Annotated in this window: 11 protein-coding genes and 1 pseudogene; all 12 read right to left on the bottom strand. The window is 66.9% G+C overall.

Annotated features, from left to right (window positions below; translation table 11 throughout):
• Positions 1 to 397: 397 nt before the first annotated feature.
• The 12 genes and pseudogenes from mpl to ispG all read right to left on the bottom strand — a co-directional run bounded on the left by mpl (position 398) and on the right by ispG (position 13,994).
• Positions 398 to 1,768: a UDP-N-acetylmuramate:L-alanyl-gamma-D-glutamyl-meso-diaminopimelate ligase gene (gene mpl, locus GZH52_RS05285; protein ID WP_163315434.1), complete on the bottom strand. Its 1,371-nt coding sequence runs from the start codon at positions 1,766 to 1,768 to the stop codon at positions 398 to 400.
• A gap of 64 nt (positions 1,769 to 1,832) precedes the next feature.
• Positions 1,833 to 3,128: an adenylosuccinate synthase gene (locus GZH52_RS05280; protein ID WP_163315433.1), complete on the bottom strand. Its 1,296-nt coding sequence runs from the start codon at positions 3,126 to 3,128 to the stop codon at positions 1,833 to 1,835.
• Between the two features lie 34 nt (positions 3,129 to 3,162).
• On the bottom strand, positions 3,163 to 4,314 hold the full coding sequence (locus GZH52_RS05275; RefSeq protein ID WP_163315432.1) for an ATP phosphoribosyltransferase regulatory subunit: 1,152 nt from the start codon (positions 4,312 to 4,314) through the stop codon (positions 3,163 to 3,165).
• A gap of 95 nt (positions 4,315 to 4,409) precedes the next feature.
• On the bottom strand, positions 4,410 to 5,291 hold the full coding sequence (gene hflC / locus GZH52_RS05270; protein ID WP_136553260.1) for a protease modulator HflC: 882 nt from the start codon (positions 5,289 to 5,291) through the stop codon (positions 4,410 to 4,412).
• Positions 5,292 to 5,294: 3 nt separating this feature from the next.
• Positions 5,295 to 6,518, bottom strand: a complete 1,224-nt coding sequence (hflK, locus tag GZH52_RS05265; protein WP_163315431.1) for an FtsH protease activity modulator HflK — start codon at positions 6,516 to 6,518, stop codon at positions 5,295 to 5,297.
• Positions 6,505 to 7,644, bottom strand: coding sequence for a ribosome rescue GTPase HflX (hflX, locus tag GZH52_RS05260; protein ID WP_163315430.1), 1,140 nt, complete (start codon positions 7,642 to 7,644; stop codon positions 6,505 to 6,507). Before hflX ends, hflK begins: the two co-directional genes overlap by 14 nt.
• Positions 7,645 to 7,727: 83 nt before the next feature.
• On the bottom strand, positions 7,728 to 7,985 hold the full coding sequence (hfq, locus tag GZH52_RS05255; protein ID WP_136553253.1) for an RNA chaperone Hfq: 258 nt from the start codon (positions 7,983 to 7,985) through the stop codon (positions 7,728 to 7,730).
• A 222-nt stretch (positions 7,986 to 8,207) separates the two neighbouring features.
• Positions 8,208 to 9,605, bottom strand: a pseudogene (der, locus tag GZH52_RS05250) (ribosome biogenesis GTPase Der); the annotation flags it as partial.
• Between the two features lie 14 nt (positions 9,606 to 9,619).
• A complete protein-coding gene (gene bamB, locus GZH52_RS05245) occupies positions 9,620 to 10,756 on the bottom strand; it encodes an outer membrane protein assembly factor BamB (protein ID WP_163315428.1) in 1,137 nt (378 codons plus the stop codon).
• A gap of 3 nt (positions 10,757 to 10,759) precedes the next feature.
• The gene (locus GZH52_RS05240; protein WP_163315427.1) at positions 10,760 to 11,389 is read right to left on the bottom strand and encodes a YfgM family protein; all 630 of its coding nucleotides are present in this window, start codon (positions 11,387 to 11,389) and stop codon (positions 10,760 to 10,762) included.
• A gap of 12 nt (positions 11,390 to 11,401) precedes the next feature.
• Entirely contained in the window at positions 11,402 to 12,673 is a 1,272-nt protein-coding gene (hisS, locus tag GZH52_RS05235) for a histidine--tRNA ligase (protein WP_163315426.1), read from the bottom strand.
• Between the two features lie 43 nt (positions 12,674 to 12,716).
• The gene (ispG, locus tag GZH52_RS05230) at positions 12,717 to 13,994 is read right to left on the bottom strand and encodes a flavodoxin-dependent (E)-4-hydroxy-3-methylbut-2-enyl-diphosphate synthase (protein ID WP_163315425.1); all 1,278 of its coding nucleotides are present in this window, start codon (positions 13,992 to 13,994) and stop codon (positions 12,717 to 12,719) included.
• Between the last annotated feature and the right edge of the window lie 6 nt (positions 13,995 to 14,000).

Here is a 14,000-nt window from a genome sequence, read left to right as displayed (position 1 = left end):
GCGCCACGCCAATATCGTGGCCTGTGCGCTGGCCAACAAGCTGGCGCGGGTCGTGTGGGCGATTCTCGCCAAAGGCGGCGAGTATCGCCCCAGCCCCACGCCTTGAATTGAAACAAAACCGCCGGGAAGACCCCGGCGGTGAATGAAAGCCTGCTTTTGCGACGACAGACACTGATGACGACAACCGGCCCACGGCCTGACGGACAACCTGGTACAAAAGACAGTCTTCGAGACTGAGCCATTTTTTAGGACCATCAGGAGCGGCTCACATCATGGATCGGGCATAGCTGCCCATCAGGAATCCGGATAGATTAGAGCAAGCCTTCCCTGTCATTGTTCATCACGATTCTGTCCTTGCAAAGTTCAGGCTGACCATAGATTTTTGAACCTACCCCTTTTACAGCGCGGCGAGCAGCTTGCCGTGCACACCGCCAAAGCCGCCGTTGCTCATCACCAGCACATGGTCGCCGGCTCGCGCGTCGCGCGCGACGGCCGCGACCAGCGCGTCAAGCTCGCCGTGGCACTCGGCGCGCTCGCCCAAGGGCGCGAGCGCGGCGGCGGCGTCCCAGCCCAGGCCGCCGTCGAAGCAGTACACATGGTCGGCGTCCGTAAGCGATGCGGCGAGCGCGTCCTTCATGGTACCGAGCTTCATGGTGTTCGAGCGCGGCTCGAGCACGGCGAGGATGCGCGCGTCGCCCACGCGCGCGCGCAAGCCGGCGACGGTGGTCGCGATCGCCGTCGGGTGGTGCGCGAAGTCGTCGTACACGGTCACCCCGTTTGCCACGCCCTTCACTTCCATGCGCCGCTTGACGTTGGCGAAGCGGGACAGCGCGTCGATGGCGATGGCCGGCGCGACGCCGACGTGGCGCGCGGCAGCGATCGCCGCCAGGGCGTTCAGCCGGTTGTGTTCACCCAACAGGTCCCAGCACACCCGGCCCTGCTTTTCATTATCCAGCCACACGTCGAAGTGGCCGGCCGCGTCCGCCTCGCCGGCACGCCAGCCGGCGTCGACGCCGCCAAAACCCTCAACCGGCGTCCAGCAGCCGCGTGCGAGCACGCGGTCGAGCGCTGCCTCGCGCGCGTTGGCGACGACCAGACCCGTGCCGGGTACGGTGCGCACCAGGTGGTGGAACTGGGTCTCGATCGCGGCCAGGTCGGCGAAGATGTCGGCATGGTCGAATTCGAGGTTGTTCAGCACGCAGGTGCGCGGCCGGTAGTGGACGAACTTCGAGCGCTTGTCGAAGAAGGCGGTGTCGTACTCGTCCGCCTCGATCACGAAGAAGGGGCTCTGGCTTGCCGCGTCCTGCGCGGGCGCACCGGGCAGGCGCGCCGACACCCCGAAGTTCTCGGGGATGCCGCCGATCAGAAAGCCCGGCGCGAGGCCGGCGTCCTCGAGCACCCAGGCCAGCATCGAGCTGGTGGTAGTCTTGCCGTGGGTACCGGCCACCGCCAGCACCCAGCGACCCTGCAGCACATGCTCGGACAGCCACTGCGGGCCGGACACGTAAGGCAGTCCGCGGTCGAGGATTTCCTCCATCAGCGGGTTGCCGCGCGAGACGACGTTGCCGATCACGTAGAGGTCGGGCGAGAGCGTGACTTGCGCGGCGTCGAAGCCCTGGATCAGCTCGATGCCCATCGCTTCGAGCTGGGTGCTCATCGGCGGGTAGACGTTGGCGTCGCAACCGGTCACCCGGTGCCCCGCCTCTTTGGCGATCGCGGCGATGCCGCCCATGAAAGTGCCGCAGATGCCGAGGATGTGGATATGCATGGATAGTCTTGCGGAAGTTCGATAAGACAAAGGCCCGCCGGCAGGCGGGCCTTGGATGACAGCCTTACAGGCCGTACGGGTGTTGCAGGACGATGGTTTCCTCGCGGTCCGGGCCGGTCGACACGATGGCCACCGGCGCGCCGCACACTTCGGCGATGCGGTTGAGGTAGGCCTTGGCGTTGGCCGGCAGCGCGTCCCAGGTCTTGGTGCCGAAGGTCGATTCGGTCCAGCCCGGCATCGTCTCGTACACCGGCACGCACTTCTCGACCGCGTCGGAGCCGAACGGCAGGATGTCGACCTGCTCGCCGTCGAGCATGTAGCCGACGCACAGCTTGATCTCTTCGAGGCCGTCCATCACGTCGAGCTTGGTCACGCACAGGCCGGACACGCCGTTGATCTGGATCGAGCGCTTGAGCGCGGCGGCGTCGAACCAGCCGCAGCGGCGCGGACGGCCGGTCACCGAGCCGAACTCGTTGCCGCGCTTGGCGAGGAATTCGCCGATCTCGTTTTCCTGCTCGGTCGGGAACGGGCCGGAACCGACGCGGGTGGTGTAACCCTTCACGATGCCCAGCACGTAGTTGAGCATCTGCGGCGCGACACCCGCGCCCGGCGACGCAGCACCGGCGACGCAGTTGGACGAGGTGACGAAGGGGTAGGTGCCGTGGTCGATGTCGAGCAGGGTGCCCTGCGCGCCTTCGAACAGAAGCGGCACGCCGGCCTTGTCCATGTCGTACAGCGTGCGCGACACGTCGGCCACCATCGGGCGGATGCGCTCGGCGAGCTTGACGACCTGCGCGAGGATCTCGTCGTAGCTGACCGGGTCGGCCTTGTGCAGCTGGGTGAGCTGGAAGTTGTAGTAGTCGACGTTCTCGCGCAACTTGGCCGCGAAGCGTTCCATGTCGAACAGGTCGATCACCTTCAGCGCGCGGCGGGCAACCTTGTCCTCGTAGGCCGGGCCGATGCCGCGGCCGGTGGTGCCGATCTTGCCGGCGCCCTTGGACAGTTCGCGCGCCTGGTCGAGCGCCACGTGGTAGGGCAGGATCAGCGGGCAGCCTTCGGCGATCTTCAGGCGGCGTTCAACGTCGACACCGGCGGCGATCAGCTCGTCGATTTCCTTGAGCAGCGCCTCGGGCGACAGCACCACGCCGTTGCCGATGAAGCATTCGACGCCTTCGCGCAGGATGCCGGACGGGATCAGGCGCAGGATGGTCTTCTTGCCGCCGACCACCAGGGTGTGGCCTGCGTTGTGGCCGCCCTGGAAGCGCACGACCGCGCGCGCGTGGTCGGTCAGCCAGTCGACGATCTTGCCCTTGCCTTCGTCACCCCACTGGGTGCCGATCACGACTACATTCTTGGACATGAGAGGGACCTCTTTTCTCGGTCTAAATCCGGATTCATTGAAACGGGACGACCCGCCACGCGCCGGCCTCGGCGACCAGTTCACGGTCGCAGCCAAGCGCCTCGGCGGATTCGCCCAGGTAATCGAGCACGACGACTTCGCCATGCCCACGCAAACGTTCGATCTCGCCCTTCGCGTCCGGCAGCAGGCGCTGCGCGACGCGGATGCCGCGGGTGGCCTCGCGCTCGGGCAGGATGCGGATCAGGTCGCGCAAGTCGAGGCTGAAGCCGGTCGCCGGCCGGGCACGCCCGAAGCGGCGGCCGACATTGTCGTAGCGGCCGCCGCGGGCGATCGCGTCCGACCAGCCCGGTGCGTACGCGGTGAACACCAGCCCGGTGTGGTAGAACCCGCTGCGCAACTCGGCAAGATCGAAGCATAGCTCGACCTCGCCGCCCACAGCGCGGGCGATCGCGCCCAGCTGCATCAGCGCAAGCTCGATCTCCGGCAGCGACGGCAGGCGGGTGCGCGCGGCCTCGAGCACGCGTGCCGGGCCGTACAACTCGGGCAGCGCGGCAAACGCCGAACGGTAAGGCTCGGCGACGTCCGTGCACAGCGCACGGATGCCCGACGCGTCCTTCGCCTGCAAGGCGTCAAACAGCGCCTGTGCAAGCGGTGCATCGAGACCGGCCGCCTGCACGAGGCCGCGGAAGATCCCGATATGGCCGACGTCCAGCCGCAGGCCCTCGACGCCTGCGCCGCGAAGCGAGGCGAGCATCAGGCCGATGATCTCGAGGTCGGCCTCGATGCCGGCGTAGCCGTACAGCTCGGCGCCGACCTGCAAGGGTTCGCGCGAACTCATCAGCCCGGCCGGGCGCGCGTGCACCACGCTGCCGGCGTAGCACAGGCGGGTGACGCCGGTACGCTCAGCGAGCAGGTGCGCGTCGATGCGCGCGACCTGCGGCGTGATGTCGGCACGCAAACCGAGCTGGCGGCCGGACAGGTGATCGTCCAGCTTGAACGTCTTGAGCGCGAGCGCGCTGTCGTCGGCCGAGACCAAAGCCTCGACGTACTCGATCAGCGGCGGCGACACCAGCTCGTAGCCGGCGGTGCGGAAACGCTCGAGCATCGCAGCCTTGGCGCTTTCCACCTGGCGCGCGGTCGCCGGCAGGATGTCGGCGATGTGTTCGGGTAACAACCAGTTACGCATAGGGTTCACTACACAATAAAAGGCGGGACGCGCATCCCGCCTTGGCTTCGTCAAACCGGCCGCTTGCGCGGCCGGTGCCGTTTCTCCTCTTGCGACTACTTGTTGCCGCCTGCCCCCTGCGGGTTCTTGAAGTACTTGAAGAACGCCGAATCGGGTTGCAGGACGAGCACGTCGCTCTTGTTCTTGAACGAGTCCTTGTACGCCTGCATGCTGCGCCAGAACGAATAGAACTCGGGGTTGCGGCCGAACGCCTCGGCGTACACCGCCGCGGCCTTCGCGTCGCCCTCGCCCTTGATGCGCTGCGCTTCCTTGTACGCCTGCGACAGGATCACTTCCTTCTGGCGGTCGGCGTCGGCGCGGATGCGCTCGGACTCGGCGGCGCCTTCGCTGCGCAACTGGTTGGCGACGGTAGCGCGCTCCGAGCGCATGCGCTCGTAGACCGAAGTGCTGATTTTATCCGGAAAATCGACACGCTTTAAGCGCACGTCGACAATTTCGACGCCCATCTTGCGCGCCTCAGCGTCGGCGCGCTTCTGCACGATAGCCATCACCTGCTCGCGCTTGCCCGAAATCACGTCGGCGACGTCCTTCTGGCCGAACTCGGCGCGCAGGCCGTCGTTGATGATCTGCTTGAGGCGCGACACTGCAGCCATCTCGTTGCCGCCGACGCTCTTGTAGAACTGCTCGACGTTGACGATGCGCCACTTCACGTAGCTGTCGACCAGCACGTTCTTCTTCTCGCGGGTGTTGAAGAGCTCCGGCGCCTCGGCGTCGATGGTCTGCACGCGCCGGTCGTAGTAACGGACGTTCTGCAGGAACGGCACCTTGAACTGGATGCCAGGCTTGGTGATCACGCGGACCACTTCACCAAACTGGAAGACCATCGCGTACTGGCGCTGGTCGACGGTGAACATCGACATCGACAGCAAGAGCAGGGCGACGACCATGGCGACCAGGGTCGGGATCAGCTTGTCCATGGTTTACTCCTGGTTGTTGTTGTCGGAACGGCCGTTGCGGCCGGAAACGTCGCGACCGCCGCGCACCGGAGCGGCAGGCGCAGCCTCGGCTTCCGGCTGCACACGGGCACTCTGCGCGGGAGCGGCAGCCGGCGCGGCAGCCGGCGACGCCTGCTGCATCAGCTTGTCCAGCGGCAGGTAGAGCAGGTTGCTGCCGGCCTTCTGGTCGACCATCACCTTGGACGAGCTGTCCATCACCTGCTGCATCATGTCGTAGTACATGCGCTCGCGGGTGACCTTGGGCGCCTTCTGGTATTCGGTGAGCACCGACTTGAAGCGCGCGGCTTCACCCTCGGCGTTGTCGACCACACGCTGGCGGTAACCCTCGGCCTCTTCGGTCAGGCGCGCGGCCAGACCCTGCGCCTTCGGGATCACCCCGTTGGCGTAGGCACGGCCCTCGTTGCGCAGCTTTTCCTTGTCCTGGCCGGCCTTCACCGCGTCGTCGAACGCGGCGCTGACCGCCTCGGGCGGCTGCACGTCGTTGATGTTGACCTTGGCGATGCGAATGCCGAGCTTGTAGCGGTCGACGATCTGCTGGATCAGCGACTGGGTCTCGGCGGCGATCTGCGCGCGGCCTTCGTTGAGCACGAAGTCGACCTTGTTGCGGCCGACCACTTCGCGGATCGCGGTCTCGGTCGCCTGCTTGACGATGTCCTTGGCGTCGCGGTCGCTCGCCGCGTTGACGAACAGGAAGTCCTTGGCGTCCTTGATGTCGTACTGCACCGACAGCTGCACGTCGATGATGTTCTGGTCGTCAGTCAGCATCAGCGACTCTTCGAGCACGCGGTTCTTCGCGTTGCCGCGGTAGCCGACTTCGATGCTGCGTACTTCGGTCAGGTTGACGATCTCGACCTTCTCGAACGGGTACGGCAGGTGCCAGCCCAGGCCCGGGCCGGTGGTGCGGTCGTAGCTGCCAAGGCGCAGCACCACGCCCTCTTCGCGGGCGTCGACCACGTAAAAACCGCTGGCCAGCCACAGCGCGGCCAGCACACCGACGATGGCGACGGCGCCGCCACGGAACGCGCGCGGTCCCGGAAAGGCCGAGCCGCCGGACTCGGGCGGCGTGCCCTGCGGCGGTTTGGCGCCGAGCAATCGGGAGAGCCGCTGGTTCAGTCGGCGGAAAACTTCGTCAAGATCCGGCGGGCCATCGTTGCCCCCACGGCCCCGGTTCGGGTCAAATTGAGTCATCGGGCTCTGTTTCTTCTCTAGAAATTTCGGACGGCGGCGTGGCCGCAACCAATGTGGCAATCGCTTCGCGCAGGAGTTCCAGCCCCTCGCCCTTGAGGGCGGAGATTCTGACCGATACCGGCCGGTCGCTATCATCGTACTCGATTGCCGGCGCCAAGCCACGCAAATCCGTCTTGTTCCATACGATCAGCTGCGGGATGCCGTCCGCGCCGATCTCGGCGAGCACGCCATTGACCGCCTCGATCTGCTGCTCGCGCATGTCGCTGGCCGAATCGACCACGTGCAGCAGCAGGTCGGCCTGTACCGTTTCTTCCAGCGTCGCGCGGAACGCGGCGACCAGGGTGTGCGGCAGGTCGCGGATGAAGCCCACGGTGTCCGACAGCACAATCGAACACTCGGTGTTCAGGTAGAGCTTGCGGCTGGTGGTATCCAGCGTCGCGAACAGCTGGTTCGCCGCGTAAGCGCCGGCCTTGGTCATCGCGTTAAAGAGCGTCGACTTGCCGGCGTTGGTGTAGCCGACGATGGACACCGAAGCGAGGCCGGCACGCACGCGGCCGCGCCTTTGCGTGGTGCGCTGCTTCTGCACCTGCGCGAGGCGGCTCTTCAGCAATTTCACGCGGTTGCCGAGCAGCCGGCGGTCGGTCTCCAGCTGCGTCTCGCCCGGGCCGCGCAGGCCGATGCCGCCCTTCTGCCGCTCAAGGTGGGTCCAGCCGCGCACCAGGCGCGTCGCCAGGTGCGAGAGCTGCGCGAGCTCGACCTGCAGCTTGCCCTCGTGGCTGCGCGCACGCTGCGCGAAGATGTCGAGGATCAGGCTGGAGCGGTCGATCACCCGGCACTGGATCGCGCGCTCGAGGTTGCGCTCCTGCGCGGGCGAGAGCTGGTGGTTGAAGATCACCACGTCGGCGCCGGCGCCACGCACCATCGCCGCGAGTTCCTCGACCTTGCCCTTGCCAGCGAACAGCGCAGGGTCCGGCCGGCTGCGCTTGCCGCCCAGCACCCCCAGCACGGTCACGCCCGCGCTGGTGACAAGGTCGGTGCATTCCTGCACGCCTTCCTGATAGTCGGCTTCGCCAAAGTCCAGGCACACCAGGATGGCCCGGTTGCCCTGATCGGGACGGTCAAACACGCATCAAAATCCGTCAGACAAAAAAAGAGAGAGGCTGGTGGCCCCGCACGGGGTCGCCAGCCTGCGGATGCCCGGCGTTACGCTCAGGCGTCGGACTGCGCCTCGCCCTTGGCCGGCGCCTCGTGCGGGATGCTGACCGCGCGGGCCGGCACCACGGTCGAGATCGCGTGCTTGTACACCATCTGGGTCACGGTGTTCTTCAGCAGCACCACGTACTGGTCGAAGGATTCGATCTGGCCCTGCAGCTTGATGCCGTTCACCAGATAGATCGAGACCGGAACATGTTCCTTGCGCAGGATGTTCAGGAACGGGTCTTGTAGCATTTGCCCTTTGGCGCTCATGTTTTTCTTCTCCAAACTTCGTTAAGTGTCGCCACTCGAGGTGGACGTTCCGGTGCCAAAATACTTTTTAGCAGAAAAAATACCGTCGTACTATCTTTTGCCCTTGCCGCGCGGCGCCGGCTTGCCGCGCCCGCCCGCAGCGGGTTTCCCGCCGGTGGACGGCTTGGCCGCCGGTTTGACCGGCTTGGGGGTCACGCGGCCATCGGCGACGGCGCGCGCCTTTTCCTTGGCCTCGATGCGCGCCTTGAGCTGCGCCTTGCTGGCCGCCCGGTGCTTGAGCAGACCTGGTTTCGCGCCCTTCTCTTCGGTCTCGAAGGGGTTGGTGCTGGACTTGTATTGTACCCTGAGCGGCGTGCCCTGCAGCTGGAAAGCCTTGCGGAACAGGCCTTCGAGGTAGCGGGTGTAGCTATCCGGCACATTTTCCAGCGAATTGCCGTGGATCACGATGATCGGTGGGTTCATGCCGCCCTGGTGCGCGTAACGCAACTTGGGGCGGGTCAGGCCGACGCGCGGCGGCGCCTGGCGTTCGGTCGCCAGTTGCAGGATGCGGGTCAGCTTGGGCGTGGAGAGCTTGATCATCGCCGCGTGGTACGCCGCGTCGATCGACTTGAACAGCTCGCCGACCCCCTTGCCCTCGAGCGCGGAGATGTAGTGGAAGCGCGCGAAGTCGAGAAAGCCCAGCTTGCGCGCGACGTCGCGGTGGATGCGCTCGCGCTGCTCGCCGTCGAGGTGGTCCCACTTGTTGACGGCGACCACCAGCGCGCGGCCAGCCTCCAGCGCGAAGCCGGCGATGGTCGCGTCCTGCTCGGAGATATCCTGCTGCGCGTCGAGTACCAGCACGGCGACGTTGGCGTCCTCGATCGCCTGCATGGTCTTGATCACCGAGAACTTCTCGACCGTCTCGTTGACCTTGCCGCGGCGGCGCACGCCGGCGGTATCGATGATGGTGTACGCCTTCTCGTCGCGCTCGAAGTCGATGTAGATGCTGTCGCGGGTGGTGCCGGCCTGGTCGAAGGCAATCACGCGCTCCTCGCCGAGAATGGCGTTGACCAGCGTCGACTTGCCGACGTTGGGGCGGCCGATCACCGCGAATTTCGGGTGGCGCTTGCTCTCCTCGTCGACCTCGTCCGGGAACGGCTCGAGGATGGTCTCGATCAGCTCGCGCACGCCGTCGCCGTGCGAGGCGGACACCGGCCACGGCTCGCCCAGCGCGAGTTCGTGGAACTCGGCGGCAGCCATCCCCGGGCTCATGCCCTCGGCCTTGTTGACCGCGAGGTAGACCGGCTGGCGGCTCTGGCGCAGGCGGTTGGCGATCAGCTTGTCCTGCGGCGTGACGCCGTTGCGTCCGTCGACCAGAAAGACGATCGCGTCGGCCTCGTCGACGGCCTGCAGGGTCTGGCGCGCCATTTCCCACAGGATGCCGTCGTCGACCACCGGCTCGAAACCGCCGGTGTCGATCACCAGATAGGGCTTGCTGCCGACCCGGCCGTGACCGTAGTGACGGTCGCGCGTCAGGCCCGGCTGGTCGGCGACCAGTGCGTCGCGCGAGCGCGTCAGGCGGTTGAACAGGGTCGACTTGCCCACGTTGGGGCGGCCTACCAGAGCGATTGTCGGTTTCATGTTGCCTTAAATCTTCAGTTCAGCGCAGAGAGCTTGCCGTTGCGGCCCTGCACGAAGGCAGCGTCGCCCAGCACCAGCGGCTGGCTGAGGGTTCCTTCGGCCCCGGTGCGCGCGCGGCCGACGATACGGCCGTCTTCGGGTGCCAACAGATGGGCAACCCCTTCGGCGTCGAGCACCAGGATGTCTTTGCCGAGGCGGACCGGTCCGGTCACGCCGCGGTACTTCAGTGCGTCGTTCTTCCACAGGTTGCGGCCGGTCTCGGCGTCGAACGCCCACACCGCACCGTCGTCGGCGGTCACGAACACCTTGTTGCCGTCCAGGGCGAGGCCGCGGCTGCTGCCGACCTCGCGCGCCCAGATCAGGTTGCCGCCGCGCGCGTCGAAACAGGCGACGCGGCCCTGATAGGCGACCGCGCACACGCGGCGGCCGTCGAACTGGGGCTGGCTGACCACGTCGGTCACCCGCTCGAGCTCACTCGCGCCGCGCGGCGTGGCGACCGTCGCCTGCCACAGCGGCACGCCGCTCTTCAGGTTGTAGACGGCGAGCTTGCCGCCGGCCTCCCCGCTGATCAGCACGTCGTCGCCGACCGCCAGCATCACCGGCGTGGTCGGCTGCACCATCAGCGACGGCGGCGCCTGCCACTGCGTCCACAGCGAACGGCCGTCTTCGGCTGCGTAGGCGGTGATCCGCCCGTCGCCGCTGCGCACGACGACCATGTCGCCGGACGCCAGCGGCGGCTCGGCCATCAGGCTGGTCAGCCGCTGGCGCCAGCGCACCCTGCCTGCCGGGTCGACAGCCAGCACTTCGCCAGCCGCGTTACCCGCGTAGTAGCCACGCGTGTCGGCGCCAACGCCGGCGACGAGGCTTTCGCCCTTCAGGCGAAGGCCCTGCAGACGCTTGCCGCTGGCCGCGTCGTAAACCTCGATGGTGTCGCCGTTGCCGGCGACCGCGAGCTTGCCGTCGAGAAAGGCCGGACGGAACAGGCCCTGCCCGGCGGACTCGACGCCCTGCTGCCAGCGCACGTTCAGCGCACGGCTCGCGTCGACGCGTTCAAGCGGCGTCGGTTGGTTGGCGCTCGAACCTTCAAACCAGCTGGCGCAGCCGGTGACGAGGGTGGCGATGGCCGCGGCAATCAGCGTCTGGCGTTTCATGGGTCAGCTCCCGATAGCGTCGATCTTGGCCTGCACGAAGTCGCGCATCGGCTCTTCCGGCGCCAGCTTGGCGAGCGCCGACTTGTAAGCGGCGGCGGCGCCCTTGGCGTCGCCCTTGGCGAACAGGATGTCGCCCTTCATGTCGAGGAAGAAGCCGTCGAAGGCGGCCGGGTGTTCGGCCGACACCTCCTTCAGCGCACCGTCGTACTGCTTCTGGTCGAGCAGCACGGCCGCCTGGCGCAGACGGGCGACGGCGACCACATCGGCTTCTTTCGCGTTGGCGATCACCCAGGCGAGTTCTTCGCCGGCGAGTTTGTAGTCGTTCTTGTCGAAGGCGACGCGGGCGGTCATCAGCGCGGCGCGCGGCGCGTAGCTGGTCGACGCGTAGTCGCGGCGCAGTTCGGCGCTGATCGCCTTGATCTGTTTGAGATCGCCGCCCGGCAGCGCCGTTTCCAGCTTGGCGAACACCGCCGACGCCTTCTCGGCCTGCTCGGCACGATACAAGTGCCAGCCCTTCATGCCCAGGTAGCCGAGGCAGGCAATCACGACCAGCGCCGCGATCCAGCGCCCCCAGCCGCGCCAGAAGCCCTTGAGTTCTTCGATCTGTTCCTGTTCCTGCAAGTCGAACGCCATGCGTCCCCCTCCTTAGTTTTTCAGGCGCTGGACGGCTGCGGACGCCTCATCCAGCGTGACGGTTGCCTGTGCCTCGTCGGCGCGCAGCGGCTTGACCACCACGGCACCGGCCTGCATCTCGTTCTCGCCGACGATCAGCGCGCACAAGGCGCCGGAGGCGTCGGCCTTCTTCATCTGCGACTTGAAGCTGCCCTCGCCCAGGTGCTGGGTCACCGACAGCCCGGCCGCGCGCAGCCGGCTCGCCAGGCGCATCGCGTACAGCGACGCGCCCTCGCCCTGCTGGACGATGTAGACGTCGCAACCCGGCGCCGCGGGCAGCAGGTCCTTCGCCTCGAGCAACAACAGCACGCGCTCCATGCCCATGCCGAAGCCGATGCCCGGCGCGCTCTTGCCGCCCAACTGCTCGATCAGCCCGTCGTAACGGCCGCCCGCGCATACCGTGCCCTGCGCGCCCAGCTCGGTGGTCACCCACTCGAACACCGAGTGGTTGTAGTAGTCGAGGCCGCGCACCAGACGCGGGTTTTCGACGAATTCGACGCCGAGCGCGGCGATCATCGCCTTCCAGCCCTCGTAGTGCGCACGCGATTCGTCGCCCAGGTAGTCGATCAGGCGGGGCGCCCGGTTCGCCATTTCCTGCAGCGCAGGGTTCTTGGTGTCGAGCACGCGCAGCGGATTGCTATACAGGCGGCGGCGGCCGTCCTCGTCGAGGATGTCGACATGCTGCTCAAGGTAGGCGATCAGCGCCTCGCGGTGCGCGGCGCGCTCGGCCGGGTTGCCCAGCGTGTTGATTTCCAGCTTCACGCTGTCGGCGAGGCCCAACCGGCGCCACAAATCTGCCGTCATCACGATGATCTCGGCGTCGATGTCCGGCCCGGCAAAGCCGAGCGCCTCGATGCCGATCTGGTGGAACTGGCGGTAGCGGCCCTTCTGCGGACGCTCGTGGCGGAACATCGCGCCCTGGTACCACAGCTTCTGCGTCGCGTTGTACAACAGGTTGTGCTCGACGACCGCGCGCAGGGTGCCGGCGGTGCCTTCCGGGCGCAGCGTCAGGCTGTCGCCGTTCAGCGAGTCGGTGAAGGTGTACATCTCCTTCTCGACGATGTCGGTCACCTCGCCGATCGAGCGCACGAACAGCGGGGTCGGCTCGACAACAGGCGTACGGATGTTGCGGTAGCCGTAATCGGCCAGCAGGCGCTGCATGACGCCCTCGAAGTACGCCCACTGGTGCGACGCCTGCGGCAGCACGTCGTTCATGCCGCGGATCGCCTGGATTTTCTGAGACATGGTGCTTTCTTCTTCTGATACGTGTGTGCGCGAACCTGACGGATCAGGCCGTGCGGATGGGAATCACCCTGGGCGCGGCCTCGCGCCGCTTGGCGCCACCCTCGCTGTAACGGCTGGTGACGTAGTCGTCGACCAGCGCCTTGAATTCCTCGGCGATGCGCTCGCCCTTGAGCGTCACCGCGCGTTCGCCGTCGACATACACCGGCGCGACCGGCACCTCACCGGTGCCCGGCAGCGAAATGCCGATGTCGGCCAGCTTGCTCTCGCCGGGCCCGTTGACCACGCAGCCCATCACCGCGACCTGCATGGACTCGACGCCGGGGTACTTGAGGCGCCACACCGGCATCTGCTCGCGCAGATAGGTCTGGATGCTGTCGGCCAGCTCCTGGAAGAAGGTGCTGGTGGTGCGCCCGCAACCCGGACACGCGGTCACCAGCGGGGTAAAGCTTCTGAGCCCCATCGTCTGCAACAGTTCCTGGCCGACGATCACTTCGCGGGTGCGCGACTCGCCCGGTTGCGGCGTCAGCGAGATGCGCACGGTGTCGCCGATGCCCTCCTGCAGCAATACCGCGAGCGCAGCGCTCGAGGCGACGATGCCCTTCGAGCCCATGCCGGCCTCGGTCAGGCCAAGGTGCAGCGGGTAGTCGCAACGGCCGGCCAGGTCGCGGTAGACCGCGATCAGGTCCTGCACATGGCTGACCTTGCACGAGAGGATGATCTGGTCGGGCGACAGGCCAAGCTCGACCGCCTTGGCCGCGCTCTCCAGCGCGGAGACCACCAGCGCCTCGCGCATCACCGCGTCGGCCGGCCACGGCGCCGCACGCCGCGCGTTCTCGTCCATCAGCCGGTTGGCGAGCGTCTGGTCGAGGCTGCCCCAGTTCACGCCGATGCGCACGGCCTTGCCCAGCTCAGCTGCGGTGCGCACCATGAAGGCGAACTTCTCGTCACCGCGCGCGCCCTTGCCGACGTTGCCCGGGTTGATCCGGTACTTGGCCAGCGCGCGCGCGCAGTCCGGGTAGTCTTTCAGCAGTCGGTCGCCGTTGAAGTGGAAGTCGCCGACCAGCGGCACGTCGCAGCCCATGTCGTCGAGCCGCTTTCGGATCTCGGCGACCGCAGCGGCGGCTTCGGGGCTGTTGACGGTGATGCGCACCACTTCAGATCCGGCGCGGGAAAGCTCGAACACCTGCGCCGCGGTCGCTGCCGCGTCGGCGGTGTCGGTGTTGGTCATCGACTGCACGAGCACCGGCCAGTCGGAGCCGACCATCACGTGGCCGATACGGATCTGGCGGGTCTGCCGGCGGGGAATCGGGGAAATCGACATCGCCAC

Origin of the sequence: Crenobacter caeni (assembly GCF_010435965.1) — a bacterium.
Lineage (GTDB): Bacteria > Pseudomonadota > Gammaproteobacteria > Burkholderiales > Chromobacteriaceae > Craterilacuibacter > Craterilacuibacter caeni.
This window is presented reverse-complemented; position numbering and strand designations above follow the sequence as displayed.